Here is a 19478-nt window from a genome sequence, read left to right on the forward strand (position 1 = left end):
CGTTAGGACCCTCGGCCCATCCCGGAGCCGGGGGTTTTATAGTGCCATGAGTTATATTTCGGCCACTCATGGCCATCGTTTCCCCTGGTTTTTCCGTTCCCCCCGAACCCATGCGATTCCAACGCGTCCTTTGGGCTTGGGCCGCCTGCGCGTGCCTCCTCCTGGTATCCCTTTTCATCTGGTCTTGCAACACCGCTCCCGCGGACGAAAACAGCATCACCCTGAATCTGGATTCATCCCGGGTCGGGAAATTCGATAGCGTCCTGGTCGAGATCTTCAACGGGGCCGCGCCCGCGGCCGGGGATACGACCCGCCCCGTACAGTCACAAACCATAAAGCTGCAGGCCTCCACCAAGCAGATCACCATCAAGCTGAGCTCGAAGGTCAAACCGGATTTCTCGGTAGTGGTGACCGGCTACTCCGGGGATCAAGTCGCCTATCGTAACCTGCACACGGTGGACGGGTTCGGCTCGCCGGATAGTACCAAGCCCGCGGTGCTCCTCATCTCCCGCATCTTGGCCGATAGCCTTACCCTGAACGTAGGGGAGACGCGCTCGCCTGCGATCAAGTTCGAACCCGAGAATCCGGGGGACAAGCGCATCGTGCTTAAATCCTTGGATACCACCCTGGTCGCCGTGGCGGGGGATAGTATCAAGGGCCTCGCCGCCGGCAAGGCCCACGTCGAAGCCTTGACGGCGGATGGCAAGATCAAGGTGACCTTCACGGTCAACGTGGCCGTGGTGCGCGTGACCGGGCTGCTGGCGGATACCCTTCAGCTTAGGGTGGGGGATAGCGTGGCGCCCGAGGTCCGCATCGTACCGGACAATGCCACCGACAAGGAATTTACCGAGGAAAGCCTGGACAGCGGCTTGATAGCGGTGGATGGCAAGAAGGTGATCGGCCTCAAGGCCGGGCAGGCCAAACTAGTCCTGGCGTCCCGCGATGGCGGGGCCAAGGATACCCTCATCGTACGCGTACGGGTGCCGGTGGGCGGGATCGGCGCTAAGGATCAAACGAAAGAGGTGGGGGATCGATTCCCTCCCGTGCTGGAATTCCAACCGGCGGACGCGACCCGTAAAGGATATACGCTAACGACCAGCGACAGTTCCAAAGTGGCGGTGGTCGGGGATAAGGACAGTCTCGAGGCCATGTCCGTCGGCTCGGCGAAGATCACGGTCAAGACCAATGACGGCGGCTTCACCGCGACATTCACGGTGGACGTGGTGCGTAAGGTTATCCATGTGAAAGCCATTACGTCGGATAGCCTGCGGGCCTTGCCGGGCGATACCTTGGCGGTCCAGCTGACTTTCGATCCGGCCAATGCCACCGACCAGGGATTCACCCTCAAGAGCCTGGACACGGCTTTGGCGGAGGTGGATGGGAACAAGTTGATCGCGAAGGCGGTCGGGAAGGCGAAGATCGTGGCCGCCACGGTGGACGGGGATCTCCGCGATACCATCGACTTTACCGTCGCGCTCGCCAATTTCATTCAGGACATCAAGCCGATCACCAGTTCCAAATGCGCCCCTTGCCACATCCCCCCGGCGACCTTCAATTGGACCGATTCGGCGCAGCTCGTGCGCAAAGGCCCGATAGCCATGCTCCGGCTCACCCTTCCGGATACGGCCGTTGGCCACATGCCGGTGGCGGGCGCTACGGGCGGGCCGATCACCCAGCGGGAATTGCGGGTGCTCTTGGGATGGCTAGGGCGCGTCTCGGTCCCCTTGGCTTCCATCGCGGTCAAGGATACCGAGGTTAACATGGGCGATACCCTGGCCGCGCCTATCACCTTCAATCCCGTCAACGCGTCCAATCAGGATTTCATCTTGACCACCCTGGATACGTCAATCGTGACCGTCGTGGGTAAGCGCCTGGTCGCGGCGGGCGTGGGTTCCACGTCCATAGACGTCCTTCTCGACGAGGGCGGCCGCCATTCCAAATTCAAGGTTACGGTGGACCTGCCCTCGTTCCTGAAAAACGTTCAACCCATCACCACCGTCAAATGCACGCCCTGCCATGGCCCCGATCAGGTCTTCAACTGGCAGGATTCCTCGGCCCTGATAGGGGATGGCTCCAATGCCTTGGATCGCTTGACGCGGGACGCCAACGCGCCCGGGAAGATGCCGCTGAAGGGCGCGCCCAACGGCGATCTCACCCCGGCCGAGCTGCGCATCCTGCTGACATGGTTGAACTCGAAAGTGGTTCCCCTCAAAGGCATCACCGTTCCAGACGACAGCCTGGTGCTGGAGACCCAGAAGGAACCGGCCATCGTCTGGAATCCCGCCAACGCCACCAACAAATCCTTCATCCTGGTCAGCGCCGATACGGCCAAGGTGGGCATCCTGGGTACCCGTATGCTGGGCAAGGCCCTGAGTGCAGGGACAACGGTGGAAGTGCGCGCCATCGACGGGGGATTCTCCAAGCTGATCTTGGTCAAGGTGCTTCCCATCAAGGTCGATTCGATCGCCGTGCACGATACCGCATGCGCGGTCGGGGATTCGGTCTACCTGAAGCCGGTCTTTTTCCCGGCCAATGCGTCCAACCAGGCCTTCACGGTGGTCTCCAAGATCGCCAGCCCCAAGGTCAAGATCGATTCGGGTTTCAAAATCACCGGCATGATTCTCGGCAAGGACACCTTGGAAGCCTCCTCCACCGACGGCGGCAAGAAAGCCCGCTTCGTCTTCACGGTGGGCCCGGTTATCCCGAAGTCGATTATCATCCCGGATACCAACGGCACTGTTTCCGGGGCCCTGATCAGCCCCCGCTTGATCTGGAATCCGACCACCACCACCGATAAGTCGTTTACCTTGGCGATCACCGCGGGCGATACCGTCAACGTGGCCGCGGTGCGCGGAACCCAGTTGCTCCCGAAGGCCTCGGTGGGCCAGGTAACCGTGGTAGCGACCTCGATCGCCGATCCCACCGTCAAGGCGACCTTCAAGTTCAGCGTGGGACCGGTCGGCGTCATCAGTTTTTCGACCGCCCCGATTACGACGAACATCGGATTCCTCCTGGCCCCATCCATCACATGGAACCCGGCCAATGCCACCAACAAGTCAATCGCCTTGACCCTGGCGGCGGGGGATACCGGCTTGGTCCTCAATGGCGCCGCGACCGCGATCACGACCAAACATCTGGGCCTGCATAGCGTGACGGTGAAGTCCCTGGACAGCAATAAGACCGCGCCCTGGTCGGTGAACGTTATCCGGACTTCGTTTACTGCTAACATTTTGGGAATCACTACCTCGAGGTGCAGCGCCTGCCACAATGCATCCACCAACCAATTGACCCAGCCGAATTGGATGGATTCAGCCACGGTCGTGTCCTTTGCCGCGGCCATCAAGGATCGCATCAGCCGGTCCAGCCTGGCCGCTGGATATATGCCTCAAGGCTCCACCATGGGGGCTGACACCATCGCCGTCATCACGAATTGGCTGAATCAGAATTGATCTACTGACGACTTGCGCCGGATTCGTTCGATCCCTTGGATCCGCCGCCGGTCGAATAGTATTTCAGGCTATCACCCACTTCCCGGGAGTCGCCATGCGCGCCAAGTTCTCCGCACCCTCGATCGCCCTGGCTTTCGCCCTCGCCCTGGCTTTCCTACCGCATTCAGCCCATGCCGCCAAGGATTCCATCGCGGTAGGTCAGCCCGCTCCGGACTTCACCTTGCCCGATCAAGATGGCAAGCCGGTGGGTCCCAAGGACTTCTCCGGCCATTGGCTGGTCCTTTATTTTTACCCGAAGGATTTCACGGGCGGATGCACCCTCGAAGCGCATAACTTCCAACGGGATAGCGCCAAGTACGCCGAGGACGATGCGGCCATCCTCGGGGTCAGCTTGGATACGCCCGGTTCGCATAAGGATTTCTGCGCCAAGGAAGGCTTGCGTTTCAAGCTTTTGGCCGATAGCGGCGGCACGGTTTCGGCCCGCTACGGATCGCTCAACAATTACTTGGGTAAGAAGCTTTCGGCGCGGAACACTTTCATCATCGATTCCCAGGGGAAGGTCGCGCGCGTATTCTTGGGCGTAAAGCCCGCGACCCACAGCGAAGAAGTCTTGGCGGCCCTAGCCGAGCTCCGCAAGCCGAAATGACCGCGTAAAGCAAGCCGGAATGAGCTAGTAAAAAAAAGGGGCCCTTCGCAGGCCCCTCCCATCCGAACGGGATCTACGACCCCGCGGGGCCTATGGGCCCCTGGATATCGCCGCGTTCTAGAGCGAGTTGTACAGGCCTTCGTCCAGGGTGAAGAAAAGCTCCAGGCGCACGGCCCGGGTCTCCTCCATGAACTGCCCGGCCAAAGTGACAGGGAACTGGAGCTCTGCGCTCACGATCTTATTTAAGGTGTAGTACGCGCCCGGGGTCGCCACGAACAGATGCGCGCCGTCGTCGGAGGAATTGCCGTCCACTTCCCGGTTGAACATGAAATCGTAGCTAAGCGCCAGGTTCAGGCCCAGGTATTGCCCCCGCGTGGTCAAGGCCTTCAGGGGCAGCGGGTATTCCGGTTTCGCGTAGAAGCGGATGTCATCGATCTTGCTCTTATGGCTGTCCTCGGTGTTGAACGAGTAGGAAACATTGCTCTTCAGATTCAGCATCGGGAAAATCTTGTTGTACATGGCCCCGAAGCTCAGGGTCGCGTAATTTCCCGCGTTCATGATGTCCTCGAAACCCACCGGCAGCGCGATGGCGAGAAAGCCGCCCAGCCCCTTGGTCGGATCCAGGTATTTCAAAGCCAGCCTGGGGCGATCCAAGCCCGTATGTCCGCTATCGTCCTGGATCAGGTAGTTGACCTCCATCGAACCTTCGAGGTTGTCCATCAAGCCGAATTTACCCTGCATGGGCAAGCTCAGGGGATTGTTCTCGTTCTCGACTCCGTCGCTTTCCCAAGTGTCTTGGTAGACCCCCGTGATGTCCGAGCGTTCCATCCCGACATTGATTTGCATCACCCGGGCCGGGACGGGATTGTATTCGTCGAGGGCGAAAGGCGCCACGGCCGTGAGGACAACGGTGAAGGAGGCGACCATCAACTTATGCGACATTCCAGGCTCCTACGCTTGCGATTTGGCTTGCGGGCTTTGCGGTACTGGCAAAGTTTACCTGAATCGGGGCATGGATTTCAATATTTTGATGCGATCGCCCTAATCAAGGTCGTTTCCGGGCCTGGAAAAGTCCGGAATCAGGGGATAGACTATATTACAAGAACTGGTTCCGCAGCCTGCGGGAGCGCCGTTTAGGCCATGAAATTCACCAAGAAAACCGATTACGCTCTCCGTACCATGCAGTTCCTGGCCCGCCAATGGTATGGCGGTGATGAGGATCGGGGCGGTGAACCCCGCCCGGTTCCGGTCCAGCAGATCTCCGAACACTGCCATTTGTCCTTCCGTTTCCTTCACGGGATCGTCTCCAAGCTTTCCAAGGCGCGGCTACTACGCACCTTGCCCGGTCCCAAGGGCGGCATCATGCTGGCGCGCGATCCGGAGTTCATCCCCATCCTCGAAATCGTCGAGGCCGTGGAAGGCCGGATCAACCTGATGGAATGCCTCGAGCATCCCGAGCACTGCGATGCCTTCCAAGGCTGCTCCATCATGTCGGTGATGCACGGGGCCCAAGTGGCGCTGGTGCAGAGCTTGGCCAATACCAATCTCAAGCTAATGGTCCGCGCCAAACAGGATCCTTTCAACCGCGTGCCGGAAAAGCATTTCCTTAAGCCCCAGTTCGGCTGCCCGGTCCTGAAGTAACCGGACCGCAAGCGGGCCGCCTTTTCTCCCGTCAACATGGCAATCGGACGCCGGCGTAGGCCGGGCAGAGTCCGGATATCATCAAATGACATCCGCGGGATGGCGGATTCGATTGATCCCCCGCGCGAATTTGAGCATTTTTTACCGGTCTAAAACAACAAGGATCCTCCATGAAGTTGCACGAATACCAAGCCAAGGCGATCTTGCGCCAGGCGGGCTTGCCCGTTCCCAAAGGGGAAGTCGTCTTCAAGGCCGACGAAGTGCCCGCCGCCCTGGCCAAGCTCGGCATGAGCGCGGGCGTGGCCAAGGCCCAGGCTTATACCGGCGGTCGCGGCAAGGCCGGCGGCATCAAGCTGTTCAAGACCGCGGACGAAGCCAAAGCCATGGCCCAGCAACTCATCGGCATGACCCTGGTGACCAAGCAGACCGGTCCGCAGGGCGTGAAGATCGAAGCCGTCCTATTGGAAGAGGCCAGCGTTATCAAGCGGGAGCTGTACGTGGCGGTGACCCTCGATCGCGGCAAGGCCAACATCGCCTTCATCCTGAGCCCGGAAGGCGGGATGGACATCGAGGACGTGGCCGAGAAGACGCCTGAGAAGATCAAGAAGCTGTATCCCGCCTGGGGGCGGAATCTCGATGCGGCGCTCGCCGCCGAAGGCGCAAAATTCCTGGGCCTGGAGGGCGAACAGGCCAAAGCCTTCGCCGACATCCTGGAAAAGCTGTACCGGTTGTACCAGGAGAAGGATTGCAGCCTGCTGGAAATCAATCCCCTGATCGTGAACGACAAGGGCGGCCTGGCCCTCCTGGATTGCAAGTTCAACATCGACGATAACGCCGTGTACCGGCAAAAGGATACCGGCGGCGACGAGAACGCGGAGAAGGATCCTTCCGAGATCGAAGCGGCCAAATACGGCCTCAGCTATATCAAGCTGGACGGGGACATCGGCTGCATGGTGAATGGCGCGGGCCTGGCCATGGCCACCATGGATATCATCGCCCATTACGGCGCCCAGCCGGCCAACTTCCTGGACGTGGGCGGCTCGGCATCGGAAGAGGCCGTCACCAAGGCCTTCGAAATCATCAGTTCGGACAAACACGTGAAGGCCATCTTGGTGAATATCTTCGGGGGCATCATGCCCTGCGATCGCATCGCCCGCGGCGTCGTCAACGCCGTGAAGACCACGGGCCTCAAGGTGCCGCTGGTAGTGCGTCTGGAAGGCACCAACGTGAAGGAAGGCAAGGAAGTCATCGACAAATCCGGATTGGATCTCGTCAGCGCGACGGACCTGGAGGATGGCGCGCGCAAGGCGGCCGAAGTCGTGAAAAGCATGAAGGCGGGAGCCGCCGGCGGCGTCTCCGGCTCCAAAGGAGTAAAGTAAGATGGCCATCCTGATCGGCAAAGACACGAGACTCATCACCCAGGGCATCACCGGCAAGGCCGGCCTGTTCCATTCCCAGAAGTGCCGGGAATACGGCACCAACGTGGTGGGCGGGGTAACCCCTAAGAAGGGCGGAACCACGGTGGAAGGCTTCCCGGTCTTCAATTCCGTGGCCGAGGCGGCCAAGGCCACCGGCGCCAATGCCACCATGATCTTCGTACCGGCGGCCTATGCCGCGGACGCCATCCTGGAAGCCGCCGATGCCGGCCTCCCGCTCATCGTGGCCATCACCGAGGGCATTCCGGTGATGGACATGCTCAAGGTGCACAATTACCTGAAGGGCAAGAAGGCCATCCTCATCGGACCGAATTGCCCCGGCATCGTGACCGCGGGCGTTTGCAAGATCGGCATCGCCCCCGGGCCCATCCATAGCAAGGGCAAGATCGGCATCGTTTCGCGTTCGGGCACGCTCACCTACGAGGCGGTGCATCAGACCACCATGGCGGGCCTGGGCCAGACGACCGCCGTGGGCATCGGCGGCGATCCCATACATGGCTTGTCGCACGTGGACGTGGTGAAGATGCTGAATGAGGATTCCGAGACCGAGGGAATCATCCTTATCGGCGAGATCGGCGGCAGCGACGAGGAAATCGCGGCCGAGTACATCAAGAAGCATGTCAAGAAACCCGTAGTCGCCTTCATCGCCGGGGCCTCCGCGCCCAAGGGCAAACGTATGGGCCATGCCGGCGCCATCATCGACGGGAACACCGGGGGAGCCGAGGCCAAGAAACAGGCCTTACGGGATGCGGGCGTGACGGTGGCGGAGACCGCGGCCGAGATCGGCAAGCGCATGGTCGAAGCCATGAAGGCCAAGGGTAAGTGAAATTCTCCCGCGCGGCGTTAAGGCCGCGGCGGCAAGGCAATCAACACTAGAAGGAACGAGGAATAGAATGGCACGGAACAAGATCGCGCTCGTCGGCGCCGGGCAAATCGGCGGCACCATGGCCCTCCTGGCGGCCCAGAAGCAACTCGGGGACGTCATCACGGTGGACATCGCCGAAGGCGTGCCCCAGGGCAAGAGCCTGGACATCATGCATGGGCGCTCGCTCATCCCCACTTCGTCCAACCTGATCGGGTCGAACGATTACGCTGCCATCGCCGGCGCGGACGTGATCATCGTAACCGCGGGGCTGCCCCGCAAGCCCGGCATGAGCCGCGACGATCTGCTGGACGTCAATTTCGGCATCATCAAGACCGTGGGCGAGGCCATCAAGAAGAACGCCCCTAATGCGTTCGTGATCGTGGTAACCAATCCCCTCGATGCCATGGTCTATGCCATGCAGCGCGTGACCGGCTTCCCCGCCAACCGCGTGGCCGGCATGGCGGGCGTATTGGATAGCGCCCGTTTCGCGGCCCTGGTGGCCGAGGCCCTTAACGTGTCCAACGAGGACGTGCGCGCCTTGGTCATGGGCGGCCATGGGGATACCATGGTTCCCCTCATCCGCTATTGCACGGTAGGGGGCATCCCCGTTACGCAATTGCTGACCAAGGAAAAGCTGGACGCCATCTACAAGCGCACCGCCAACGCGGGCGGCGAGGTCGTGGCCTTGCTCAAGACAGGCTCCGCCTTCTACAGCCCGGCCATGTCGGCGATCCATATGGCAGAGGCTTACCTGAAGGACAAGAAGAACGTTCTTACCTGCGCGGCCAAGCTCAACGGGGAATACGGGGTCAAAGGCCTGTATGCCGGGGTGCCGGTGATCCTGGGCGCCGGCGGCGTCGAGAAGGTCCTCGAGGTCGAGCTGGACGAGACGGAAAAGAAGCTGTTCGACGTCTCCATGGCCGCGGTGAAGTCGCTGGTGGAGTGGGTCGACAAGAAGATGGGGTAAGCCCCGCGGCCCCGGTGAACGGGGCTCGCGTGTTCCCGCCCTCACGGGCGGGCCGGCCCACGCTATTGGCGGGGTCGAATCAGTTGCCGTTCCAAAGAAGGCGGGGAACCCCATCCCGCGCTGTCAAGGTCAGGACCCGGGCCGAGGAAGCGTCCAAAGCCCGTCCTAGCAGATCCAATCCCTCCGGATGGTTCCCATGGGCCTTGCGGAAGGCCCGGGCCAGGGTCAGCGGCATGCCATTGTAAATGACCTGCACGTCCACCCAGCCGTTCTCATTGTAGGTCCCGGTATTGATCCCGAGCACGGTGAAGGTGGACGTCCCGTATTTGTCCGTAAAGGATTTGCCCGAGGCGAGCACGCCGTCGGTTTCATCGTTGCTGGTGCGCGATTGGGGAGTCATGTCCAAGAACCAACTGTCGAGGTTGGTCGGGGTCTTGAAACCCTGGAACATCACCGAAGCCCCGGTCCGGGAAGACGTAGAGCCACCGCGGTACTCGAACCAATAGGCATAGTTGGGATCCCCCGCGGGAACCTTAAGGCCGATGAGGCGGCCCTTATGCGCGGCATTATCCTGGGCATAGACGCGGAACACGCCCGTGGTTTTCACTTCCTTGACCTCGTCGGTATCGGCCCATCCGATGCGCCACTTGTACATCATGTTGAAATGCCCCGTTGAGCCCCCGCGGCCCATGATGTCGAAAGGGTTGCCGTACTCGTTGGTTTCCGTGGCATTGCCCGGAGTCCCGAACATATCGGTCCCGGCTTCGATGGAGTGCGCATGCGGCAGCCCTAAGGTATGCCCCAGCTCGTGGCCGGTCACGCCGGAGCTGTAGCTGCCGTTGATCCAATCGGCATCGCGCAGATTGGAAAGCCCCGCCCAGGTCAGGTTGAGCAGCGGGAAGTTGGCCACGTAGACATCGTAATCGGTGCCGCGTTTCAGGCCGAGGGCGGTGATTTGCTGGGTGATCCAGGTTTGCAGGCTGGTGAAATCGGCCGCATAGTCGTTACGGGTGCCGGGCGCGTTGAGCACGGTCGGATAGACGCTCCAGGTCCATTCGAAGAGATTGCGGGACATCGCGTGGTATTGCACGTTGATGGCCGCGTTGGTTTTGCTGATGGTGGAGTCGGTGGTCGCGTAAGCGGCATCGGAAAAACCGACCCGAATCACCAGGGCCTTCAGGGTCCCGGACCAGACCTTGGTCACCTTCGGGAGATCGGCGGATTTCCCCAAGGACGGGGCTAAGGCATCTTGGGAACCGCAGATGAATCCGGCGTCATCGCCTTGGGCCAATACGTTCCCAAGACTTAGGGCTACCGAAAAGGCGAGCAAGCGCAATTTCCCTGTGTAAGTTATCATCGTCAATGGAACCCCTCTAGGAATCCGTAACCCCTGGAAGACAAGCATAGCGGTTCGTAACATATGAGTACAGAAAAATCGCGGGATAGGCACGGTGATTCAAGCCATGGCGGATGGGGCCTAGGCGGTTTTCTTTCCGGTATCGGTACCGGGACGCGAAGGCAGTTCGTTTTATGATGGGAGTCATGGTTCCGATTATACCGGCTGGGGCAAAGGGGGGTAAAAGGAAAAGCGCCATTCCGGCTTCGCGCTTTGGCGCGCGGTTTTCTTCTCTCTGGAATATGGCGAAATTCCCGACGCGGATCGCTTTGGGAATCCTGGGAGCTTGGGCCGTTTTGGCTTGTGGCGATAAGGCTTCGGCGCCGGTCGAGACCGGAGCCAAGGTCCCGTACGATGCCTCCGTGGAGGGCCTGCCCGAAGCGAAAGCCATGGGCACGCTGGAGGCGAAGGACGGCGATACCGTTCATCTCACCGTATCCTACGTGGCCAAGTGGGTCTCGGGCAGGAAGGTGCGCATGCTGGCCTATAACGGATCGGTGCCGGGTCCGATCGTCAAGGTCAGCCAAGGCGCCTCCATCGTGGTCCTGGTGAAAAACGAGACGGATCTTCCCACCAGCTTGCATTCCCACGGCGTCCGTTTGGATTCCGATTACGACGGTGTCGTCGCCGAGGACAAAGGCGCTCCCGGCCCGGGCCAAACCTTCGCATATCATGTCCGTTTCCCCGATGCCGGCATCTACTGGTACCATCCGCATACGCGCTCGGATTACCAAACGCAGGTGGGCCTATATGGCGCCTATTTGGTCGCTCCAGCCGACCCGGCCTATTGGCCCCCGGTCAACCGCGAGATTGTTCTGATGATCAACGATTTGGCGATCAGCGGGAACGTTTTGCAGCCCTTCTACCGGAATGAAACCGATCATACCTTGATGGGACGATTCGGGAACGTGCTCATGGTGAACGGGGACACGGCCTGCACCATCCGCGTGAAGCGTAACGAGACTATCCGTTTCTACGTGGTGAACGCTTCCAATGCCCGGGTCTACAACCTGCAATATTCGCGCGACATGGACATGAACATCGTAGGAGCCGACAATGGCCGCTTCGTGCTCCCCGATTCCAGGGAGTCCTATCTAATCGCCCCGTCCGAGCGATTCATCTACCAACTCTATTTCAACGATGTCTTATCGGATTACGATACCCTCGATTTATGGAATGCCACGCCCACCGGCGCGCGCCCGTTGGCGCACTTCGTGTACGAGCCCGATACGGCCATGCCCGATTACCGTTCCAGCATCAACCTGGACAGTTGCCCACAGGCCGCCGCGTCCATCGATCCCTTCCGGCCCTATTTCGATAAGTCCCCCGACGAGGAAATCCTGTTGACGGGATTCATGGCCATGTCCAAGCCGCTTGCGAAAGCGGCCCTGCTTTCCGCAACGAACGCATTGGCGAAAGCGGCCGCGGTCGCCCATGATGCGGACCCTTCCAACAGGCTGGGAGTGGAATGGAGCGATAGCGTGCACGGCCCGGCCATGCTCTCCATGAACGACTCGTCCACCGACGCCAATACGCATTGGGCCATCCGCGATCTCAGGACCGGGAAGGAAAACCATGACATCCAATGGACCTTCTCGAAAGGGGATAAGATCCTGATCCGGGTGCATAACGATACCACCACCACGGGACCCGACGCGTCCATCATGTACCATTCCATGCCCCACCCACTGCACTTCCATGGACAACGTTTCCTGGTGGTGCGCGAGAACGGGCGGCCCACCTTGGAGAGCCTGGTTTGGCGGGACACCTACCTGATCGGGCGCGGATATACGGTGGACCTGTTGTTGGACGCGTCCAATCCGGGCGATTGGATGTTCCATTGCCATATCGCCGAGCATTTGGAAGACGATATGATGGCGCATTTCCGGGTGGTGGATAGCGGGGGCGATGCGCCTCGGCCATACGAATGGTCCCTCGGGCTTCCCTGGGCGGGGATCGATTCCCTGCGCCGGGATACCAGCCTGGCCGTCCTGATGCGCGCGGCCATCACCGGGACCGTCCGGGCCCGGCCCACCCCGGGGGCCGCCGATATTCCCTTGGCCGCGGCCTTGGACGGAAAGATATACCTGTCCAACGCGGATTTCCCCGACTTGCATGCCGAGGCCGCGTTCGATGCGGCCGGCCGCTTCACCGTGGCAGCGGATGCGGTCCTAGGCGCGGCCGACATCGTCCGCCTTAAGATCTGGGTCAAGGGCGTTACGTCCGGCCTGCGCCCGGTGCCCGATACCTTGCATCTGGTATTGGATCGCCGCGGAAAGATCCCTTGGTCCCTCGATCTCGATCTGGCGGGAGAGGCTTCCTTCGCGGGTCTTAAAATGGATACTTCGGCCGTGAGCACCATGCGAGGACAAGTGGCCGGGAAGGTGAACGGGTACGATGGGACCGTGATGCGGGATTCGTTATATTTCCGGAATATGGTCTATCCGGAAATGTTCGCCTACGCGCCGCTGAAGCCCGACGGCACCTTCTCCTTCGATGCGGCCGATCTGGTCGGCGCTTTGGATGGCAGGCACGAAATCGAGATTTTCTTGCGTCCCCAGGCCGGATCGCGTCGTTTCGATCCGGACACCCTGCGCGTGCACTTGAGCATTCCGTGAACGACGGGAAAAAAGGTCCTATCGCCATCCTCGGGGCCATGGATGCCGAGATCGTGGAGTTCCTGGCCCATTCCGAATTGCTGCGCCGGGAGGAATGGAACGGGTTCACGTTCTATGCCATCCGCTTGGAAGGGCGGGAGGCGGTGCTGGCCAAGTGCGGGATCGGTAAGGTCTTCGCGGCATTGGTAAGCCAGCATCTGATCGACGCCTATGCGCCTTCGCGCATGCTCTTCACCGGCGTGGCCGGAGCGCTGAACCCAGCCTACGAAATCGGGGACGTGGTGGTCTCGCGCGATTGCATGCAACATGACGTGGACGGGCGAGTCCTAGGCTTCGCGCGCGGGAACCTGCTGTATACCGATCTGAAGGTATTCGCCGCCGACGAAGCGATGGCGCGACTGGCCGCGGGGGCGCCGGCGCAGGGCCATCGGATCCATACCGGGCGTATTCTCACAGGCGATCAATTCATGAACCGGGACGAGATCAATCATCATCGTTACCTGATGGAAGAAATGGCCGGGGACGCGGTGGAGATGGAAGGCGGCGCCATGGCCCAAGTCTGCGCCGTGAACAAGGTGCCCTTCCTGGTGGTGCGGACCATTTCCGATCGCGCCGATGGCGATGCGGTGCACGATTTCAACCGCTTCCTGCCCGTGGTGGCCCACAATTCCTTCGCTATCGTAAGGTATGTGTTGTCGCGCCTTCCGGCGTAGGCGCTATCGGCTCGGGAACAACCTCGGCCCCAGCTTCGCGGTACGGGTCCCTTCCCCGGGGAGCGGCCCCGCGCCTTCGCGCAGGACTTCCGGGGCTTCTCCCACCAAGGATATGACGGTAGTAGGATTGATGGGCTGCGGGCCCAGGTCCACGATCAAATCGACCAGGTGGCCATAGGTTTCCTCGATCTCGGCGGGATCGATGAAATTGTCCTCTTCGCGGATCTTGGCCGCCGTGGTCAGGATCACCGCTTTGGGCGACATCGCGAAGAGGGTATTCGTGAACGGGCAATCGGGCATACGCACGCCCACCTCGGGACGGTTCACGTCCAGGATTTTCCGCGAACGGACCGTGGCCGGCAGGACGAAGGTGTAGGGTCCCGGCACCAGGGACTTCATGAAACGGAAGGCGGCCGTCTCCACCTTCGCGAACTCCGAGAGCTCGCTGAAATCGCGTACCATCAAGGCCATCAGGTACTTCTTCATGGCGCGCTTCACGTGGTAAAGCTTATTCACGGCCTTCTTGGAAAGCGCGTCGCAACCCATGGAATAACCGGAATCGGTGGGGTAGATGACCACCTGGCCGGCGGCGAACGCTTCCAGCACCTTTTGCATCAGGCGCGTTTGCGGGTTCACGGGATGAAGCTCTAGTCGCATAGGGGGAAGATAAAATTTAAGGCCAGTATCCGTTGCCATCCGGGAGGAAGGCCGCTTCTAGATGCTCGATGCCGGGGGCTCGGCCCTCACCGGATAGATCAATGCCGACCACGTCGAAACGCATGTCGCGATGCCCTTGGTTCCGTGATGCGCAATAGCGCTGGGCGAGCCTTTGCAAGCGGCGGATCTTGCGGCCGTCCACCCGCTCCAGTGGCCGACCGGAAACCGAGCCGCGGTTGGATTTGACTTCCACGAAGACCAGGGTTCCGTCGGGCGCATCGACGATCAGATCGAGTTCCCCCCGGCCGTGCCGGAAATTGCGCGCCACCAGGCGATAACCCTTGGCCTGCAGATAAGCCAAAGCATGGTCCTCGCCGCGGCGGCCCGCGGCGCAGTGGTTTTCCTGGGTCTCGGCCTTTTCCATGCGCGGTTCCGGTGCGGCCGGCATGGGTTTATTCGTAGGGAAGCCCCAGGAAGCGCACTTCGCGCACCGCCATGGGTTTGGATCCTCCGCCCGCGGCGAAGCGCAGCTTGGCCTTTTCGGCCAGCACTCCCGGAAAGGAAATGAATTGGGGCGCATCCGTTTCGGAGAGGGTAAGGCGTACCGGCTTATGGCCGTCCACCTCGAGGGAAACCGATTTGGGGGAGACATACCCCGGGGAAGAGGCGTCGGGAACGAGGTAGCCGGCCTCGATCAGGATACCCGTCAGCAGCATGCGCGAGCGGAAGGTGAATTCGATTTCGGATTCTTCCTTGCCCGCGGGAGAGGTCCAAGCCGTAGAACGCTTGCCATCGAAAAGGTCGGCCGGGGAGGACGGGCCCGAAGGCCCATCGGTGGAGGCGGGGCCGGTATACGAGCTAGGCGTAATCCAGTGCAGGCTGGCGCCCGGGGACGAGGACGGGCGCAAGAGCAGAAAGGCCATGCCGGCCATGATCAAGCCGAACAGCGCCAGAATGCCCCACAAGTAACCGCGGGAAACCGCCATGGGCTCCGGGATATACCGGCGATCGCGTCCGCGGCGATCGGTGATGCGCAGATCGGAGGGAAGGCTGGTTTCGGATTCGGGTCGCACGGGCTCGGCCAGATCGACATAATCAAGATGGGCCGAGTCCAGGTCCTTCAACAGTTCGTCCGCATTCCGATAACGTTCGGCCTTCGGTTTTTTCAGGCACTTAGCCACGATCAGTTCCAGGCGGGGCGGCACGTCCGGAACCCTTTTCGAAAGCAGGGGAGGCGCCTCGTGGACTTGCTTATAAGCCACGGCCAACGGAGTGTCCGCGAGAAAGGGCGGCCGTCCCGTCACCATCTCGAAAAGGATGATCCCGAGGCCGTAGATGTCGCTTTGGCCGTCCACCACGCCGCCTTCGCATTGCTCGGGGGCCATGTATTCGGGCGTGCCCATGGCCATGCCGGTGGTGGTGATGCTGGGCGCGTCCACCACCTTGGCGATGCCGAAGTCGGAGATGTAAACCTTGTCGCCGGGCTCGACCATGATGTTGCCCGACTTGATGTCGCGGTGCACGATTTCGCTTTGGTGGGCGTACTTGAGGCCGCGGCAGATTTGCTTGGCGATGGAGATGATGCGGGCGTAGTCGAGCCTTTTCTCCTGTTGGATGAGCTTGCCCAGGGTGGGGCCCTGGATGTATTGCATGGCGATGTACTTTTGCCCGTTCTCTTCGCCGTAATCGTAAATGGTGACGATGTTCTGATGCTGGAGCCTGGAAATGGCGAAGGCTTCGGTCAGGAAACGCTCGGAGAACTCGGCGTTGCGGGCCAAGATGCCAGGCAGGATCTTCAAGGCTACTACGCGTTCCAGGCCCGGTTGCACGGCCTTGAATACGTCGCCCATGCCGCCCTTGCCCAGATGTTCGAGGATGGTGTAGCCCCCGAATTTCCTGTCCGCCAGCGCGTCCGCTTCCGCGGGATTGAGTGACGCCTTTTCCATGGACCGTCCTTTCCGGGAGGGCTGACCGGGCCCGGACCCCGAATCTACCGGAAGTATAGGAAAATAGCACTCCTGAAATCCCGGAATTCCCGCGGCGGCGTAGCTCGACGCATATCAAGGGCTTGACCGCGATCCCATCTTCCGGCGCCGCGCGCGCGTTGTTACCTTGGCTTCGATGGCTGTCCGTTACGGGCGTTACGAAGTGCTCTATAAGCTGGGCCAGGGCGCCATGGCGCAGGTCTACCTCGCCAAGGATCCCGTGCTCTCGCGCTTTGTCGCCGTGAAAGTACTGCACGCCGATCTGGCCACGCGCCAGGACGTATTACACCGCTTTTTCAATGAAGCCCGCACCGTAGCCATCATCCGCAATCCCCACGTAGTGGAGGTTTTCGACTTCGGGCAGGAAGGCAAAGACCTGTACCTGGTGATGGAATTCGTGGACGGCCTGAGCCTGCATGGCCTGATGCGGCGGAGCCCCGCGCCATCGGGCCCGGAAGCGAAACCGGACGCATGGCCGGCGCCCGGCCGGGATGGCGCTCCCAACTATCAGCCCCTCGATCCGCTCCTCGCGGCCGCCCTCATGTGCCAGGCCGCCGAGGGCTTGTCCATAGCCGCCCAGCATGGCGTGGTCCATCGCGATCTCAAGCCCGAGAACCTGATGCTGAACACCCAAGGCTACCTGAAGATTTCCGATTTCGGCATCGCCCACGTGCAGGACGATAGCCTTACCAAGACCGGCGCGGTGCTGGGATCGCCATTGTACATGTCGCCCGAGCAGGCCCGCGGGCTCAAGCCCATCACTTCCCAGTCGGACATGTTTTCGCTGGGTTCGGTATTCTACGCCTGCCTGGCCGGCCACCCGCCTTTCCAAGGCCGGACGGTGACCGAGTTGTTCCGCCGTATTTCCTCGGAAGCGCATCTCCCGCTCTTGAGCCTGCGTCCCGAGCTGGATCCGGGCCTGGGTAACCTCGTCGATACCCTGTTGCGGAAGTCCCCTTCCGCGCGCGGAGGCGGCCCGCTTTGGCTTCAGCGCCAATTGAAGGCTTACCTCTCTCTCTCCGGGGTGACGGATCCGGCCGAATTGGCGGCGGGCCATTTGCGGGAGGTGAACGCCAATGGGGTGAGGACGACTTGGAACCCGGATGCGCGCAATGCCACCTTGCCCATGACGGTGGCCTCCACTCAACAGGCGACAGCCCGCTCCCGGCCTGGCCGGGTCTTAGCGCCGGGAACCTTCCCATCGATCGCCTTGCCCATCAACCCGACGCACCGGTCCGGACCCGGCAGCCGCAAACGCCGATCGGCCGCATCTTGGGCCTTGGCTTTGGCGTTCTTGGCCTTCGGGCTCGGAATCGTGGCCGGAGGTTGGCGGCTGCTAGGTCAGGTCCGGAAATCCCAAGGCGATTCATCGGATATTGCGTCTCTCGCCTCGGGCCGGAATGCCGCGCAGGGAAACGGTGAAGGCGACGGGAATTCCAATCAAGCGGTTCCTTCCGGACCGGAAACCGGACCGGTTAACTTGCGCGATACCCTGTCGGCGGCCCTTACCGGATCCGGAAGCGCGGGACCCGCTGCCACCGGCGCATCCGCGATCTCCGTCGCAGCGAGCGCGAATTCTCCCGGAGCCGCGGGGGAATCGGTGGGCAAGGAAAGCGAAGCGATTATCATCCTGAAGAGCTCTCCGCCCTTCGCCGAAGCCTACGTGGATGGGCGCTTCCTGGGGACGACGCCCATCCGCCTCGCGCATCTGGCGCCGGGGCGGCATCGACTGGAATTGAAATCGCCCCGCTTGCCAGGGTTGGATACGAGCCTGGTGCTTACGGCCGGAATGCATGCTTTGAAAGTCCGATTGGAAGCGGGACCGGGCCAGCGCATGGCCGCCGTCCCCGTCGAAGGCGAATAAACCCGGCGCGGCGCCGGGCTCAGGCCAACGCCAGCAGCCCTTCCGAAAGACGGTCCAAAGCGCGGACCAATTGTTCGGGATCGCATGCGAAGGAGATGCGCACGTATCCCTCCAGCCCGAACGCGCTTCCGGGAACGGTGGCGACCAGGCGCGTATCCAGGAGATATTCGCACAACTCGAAGCTGGTGCGTACGGGCTTGCCGCCATGGGATTTGCCCAGATAGGCTGACACGTCGAAGAAAACGTAGAAGGCTCCCTGGGGAGGGAAGACCTTGAGGCCGGGGATGCGGGCTAGGCTTTCCAATGCCAGGCGGCGGCAGGCGTCCAGATGGCTTTGCAGTAATGCCGGAAAGCCAACGTCCTCGTTCAAGGCGGCAATGGCGGCGAATTGGGAGGCATTGGCGGGGTGATGGGTGCCATGGCTCTGGATGGCCCCGATGGCGGCGGCCAAGGCGGGCGGTGCGCCGGTAAAACCAATGCGCCAACCGGTCATGGCGAAGGCTTTGGACATGCCGTTGACGGTGAGGGTGCGGTCGAAAATGTCCGCGCCCAGGGAGGCGATGCTCACGTGGCGCGCGCCTTCGTATACGATATGCTCGTAGATTTCGTCGGCCAGGCAATACAGATCATGGCGGACCAGGACCTGCGCGATGGCTTTCAGCTCAGCTTCCGGGTATACGGCCCCGGTGGGGTTGCCGGGGGAGTTGAAGATCAAGAGCTTGCTGCGCGGGGTAATGGCCGCTTCGATTTGGGCCGCGGTGGCCCGGAAGCCCGCTTCCAGGATGGTCGGGATCATAACCGGGGTCCCGCCCAGGAAGCGCACCAGCTCGGGATAGGTGACCCAGCATGGGGAAGGGATGAGAACCTCGTCGCCCTCCTCGACCAGAGCCAAGAGCGCGTTGAAGACGGCATGCTTGGCTCCGCTGGAGATAACGATATCGGCGGGAGGATAGGCGAGATTATTCTCGCGCGCGAACTTGGCCGACACGGCCGCCTTCAATTCCGGCAGACCGGTCACGGCCGAATATTTGGTCTTGCCCGATCGGATGGATTCGATGGCCGCGCGCTTCGCCGACTCCGGAGTATCCAGATCCGGCTCTCCCGCGCCCAGGCTGAGCACGTCCTTGCCTTCGGCCTTGAGTCGCTTGTACTTGGCGTCGATGGCGACGGTCTGGGACGTGGAAATCCGTCCCGTGCGGGAGGCGAGGGGTTTCACGCGACCTTCGGGCGTCCTTTAAACA

At 61.4% G+C, this 19478-nt stretch carries 15 protein-coding genes; 9 read left to right on the forward strand and 6 right to left on the reverse strand.

From position 1 onward, the window contains the following. Positions 1-110 precede the first annotated feature (110 nt). Complete coding sequence (locus JF616_10345; protein MBW8888143.1) at positions 111-3449, forward strand: hypothetical protein; 3339 nt, start codon at positions 111-113, stop codon at positions 3447-3449. A gap of 94 nt (positions 3450-3543) precedes the next feature. Next, positions 3544-4095, forward strand: a complete 552-nt coding sequence (locus tag JF616_10350) for a peroxiredoxin (GenBank protein MBW8888144.1) — start codon at positions 3544-3546, stop codon at positions 4093-4095. Between the two features lie 117 nt (positions 4096-4212). Here JF616_10350 and JF616_10355 read toward each other — a convergent pair whose 3' ends face one another. After that, positions 4213-5037: a transporter gene (locus JF616_10355; protein ID MBW8888145.1), complete on the reverse strand. Its 825-nt coding sequence runs from the start codon at positions 5035-5037 to the stop codon at positions 4213-4215. 198 nt (positions 5038-5235) lie between these two features. On the opposite strand from JF616_10355, the gene JF616_10360 reads away from it, so the two are divergent. From JF616_10360 to mdh, 4 genes are all read left to right on the forward strand, one after another. Continuing rightward, positions 5236-5736: an Rrf2 family transcriptional regulator gene (locus JF616_10360; protein MBW8888146.1), complete on the forward strand. Its 501-nt coding sequence runs from the start codon at positions 5236-5238 to the stop codon at positions 5734-5736. A 170-nt stretch (positions 5737-5906) separates the two neighbouring features. Further along, positions 5907-7115, forward strand: a complete 1209-nt coding sequence (gene sucC / locus JF616_10365) for an ADP-forming succinate--CoA ligase subunit beta (GenBank protein MBW8888147.1) — start codon at positions 5907-5909, stop codon at positions 7113-7115. A 1-nt stretch (position 7116) separates the two neighbouring features. Continuing rightward, positions 7117-7998 (forward strand): succinate--CoA ligase subunit alpha, encoded by an 882-nt coding sequence (gene sucD / locus JF616_10370; protein MBW8888148.1) that lies wholly within the window; start codon positions 7117-7119, stop codon positions 7996-7998. A gap of 67 nt (positions 7999-8065) precedes the next feature. Next, positions 8066-9004: a malate dehydrogenase gene (gene mdh / locus JF616_10375; protein ID MBW8888149.1), complete on the forward strand. Its 939-nt coding sequence runs from the start codon at positions 8066-8068 to the stop codon at positions 9002-9004. A 79-nt stretch (positions 9005-9083) separates the two neighbouring features. Here the strand turns inward: mdh and JF616_10380 are convergent, their stop codons facing one another. Then, complete coding sequence (locus tag JF616_10380; GenBank protein ID MBW8888150.1) at positions 9084-10361, reverse strand: hypothetical protein; 1278 nt, start codon at positions 10359-10361, stop codon at positions 9084-9086. Between the two features lie 281 nt (positions 10362-10642). Here JF616_10380 and JF616_10385 point away from each other — a divergent pair, with 281 nt between their 5' ends. Then, on the forward strand, positions 10643-13018 hold the full coding sequence (locus JF616_10385) for a multicopper oxidase family protein (protein MBW8888151.1): 2376 nt from the start codon (positions 10643-10645) through the stop codon (positions 13016-13018). After that, positions 13015-13731, forward strand: coding sequence for a 5'-methylthioadenosine/adenosylhomocysteine nucleosidase (locus JF616_10390; GenBank protein ID MBW8888152.1), 717 nt, complete (start codon positions 13015-13017; stop codon positions 13729-13731). The genes JF616_10385 and JF616_10390 overlap by 4 nt, the downstream gene beginning before the upstream one ends. Positions 13732-13734: 3 nt before the next feature. Here JF616_10390 and JF616_10395 read toward each other — a convergent pair whose 3' ends face one another. Genes JF616_10395 through JF616_10405 form a run of 3 tightly spaced genes read right to left on the reverse strand, consistent with a single transcriptional unit; the run spans position 13735 to position 16334 of the window. After that, positions 13735-14367: a threonylcarbamoyl-AMP synthase gene (locus JF616_10395; protein MBW8888153.1), complete on the reverse strand. Its 633-nt coding sequence runs from the start codon at positions 14365-14367 to the stop codon at positions 13735-13737. Positions 14368-14404: 37 nt separating this feature from the next. Continuing rightward, positions 14405-14812, reverse strand: coding sequence for a YraN family protein (locus JF616_10400; protein MBW8888154.1), 408 nt, complete (start codon positions 14810-14812; stop codon positions 14405-14407). Between the two features lie 28 nt (positions 14813-14840). Next, positions 14841-16334 (reverse strand): serine/threonine protein kinase, encoded by a 1494-nt coding sequence (locus JF616_10405; GenBank protein ID MBW8888155.1) that lies wholly within the window; start codon positions 16332-16334, stop codon positions 14841-14843. A gap of 166 nt (positions 16335-16500) precedes the next feature. On the opposite strand from JF616_10405, the gene JF616_10410 reads away from it, so the two are divergent. After that, complete coding sequence (locus tag JF616_10410) at positions 16501-18237, forward strand: serine/threonine protein kinase (GenBank protein ID MBW8888156.1); 1737 nt, start codon at positions 16501-16503, stop codon at positions 18235-18237. Positions 18238-18256: 19 nt separating this feature from the next. Here JF616_10410 and JF616_10415 read toward each other — a convergent pair whose 3' ends face one another. Next, positions 18257-19453 (reverse strand): pyridoxal phosphate-dependent aminotransferase, encoded by a 1197-nt coding sequence (locus JF616_10415; protein MBW8888157.1) that lies wholly within the window; start codon positions 19451-19453, stop codon positions 18257-18259. Positions 19454-19478 lie beyond the last annotated feature (25 nt).

The sequence above is a fragment of the Fibrobacterota bacterium genome (genome assembly GCA_019509785.1).
Classification (GTDB): Bacteria; Fibrobacterota; Fibrobacteria; order UBA11236; family UBA11236; genus Chersky-265.

Excerpts from the sequence above, each read along its gene's own strand:
- JF616_10345 (MBW8888143.1), top strand. The coding sequence starts at position 111 with ATGCGATTCCAACGCGTCCTTTGGGCTTGGGCCGCCTGCGCGTGCCTC.
- JF616_10350 (MBW8888144.1), top strand. The coding sequence starts at position 3,544 with ATGCGCGCCAAGTTCTCCGCACCCTCGATCGCCCTGGCTTTCGCCCTC.
- JF616_10355 (MBW8888145.1), bottom strand. The coding sequence starts at position 5,037 with ATGTCGCATAAGTTGATGGTCGCCTCCTTCACCGTTGTCCTCACGGCC.
- JF616_10360 (MBW8888146.1), top strand. The coding sequence starts at position 5,236 with ATGAAATTCACCAAGAAAACCGATTACGCTCTCCGTACCATGCAGTTC.
- sucC (MBW8888147.1), top strand. The coding sequence starts at position 5,907 with ATGAAGTTGCACGAATACCAAGCCAAGGCGATCTTGCGCCAGGCGGGC.
- sucD (MBW8888148.1), top strand. The coding sequence starts at position 7,117 with ATGGCCATCCTGATCGGCAAAGACACGAGACTCATCACCCAGGGCATC.
- mdh (MBW8888149.1), top strand. The coding sequence starts at position 8,066 with ATGGCACGGAACAAGATCGCGCTCGTCGGCGCCGGGCAAATCGGCGGC.
- JF616_10380 (MBW8888150.1), bottom strand. The coding sequence starts at position 10,361 with ATGATAACTTACACAGGGAAATTGCGCTTGCTCGCCTTTTCGGTAGCC.
- JF616_10385 (MBW8888151.1), top strand. The coding sequence starts at position 10,643 with ATGGCGAAATTCCCGACGCGGATCGCTTTGGGAATCCTGGGAGCTTGG.
- JF616_10400 (MBW8888154.1), bottom strand. The coding sequence starts at position 14,812 with ATGGAAAAGGCCGAGACCCAGGAAAACCACTGCGCCGCGGGCCGCCGC.
- JF616_10405 (MBW8888155.1), bottom strand. The coding sequence starts at position 16,334 with ATGGAAAAGGCGTCACTCAATCCCGCGGAAGCGGACGCGCTGGCGGAC.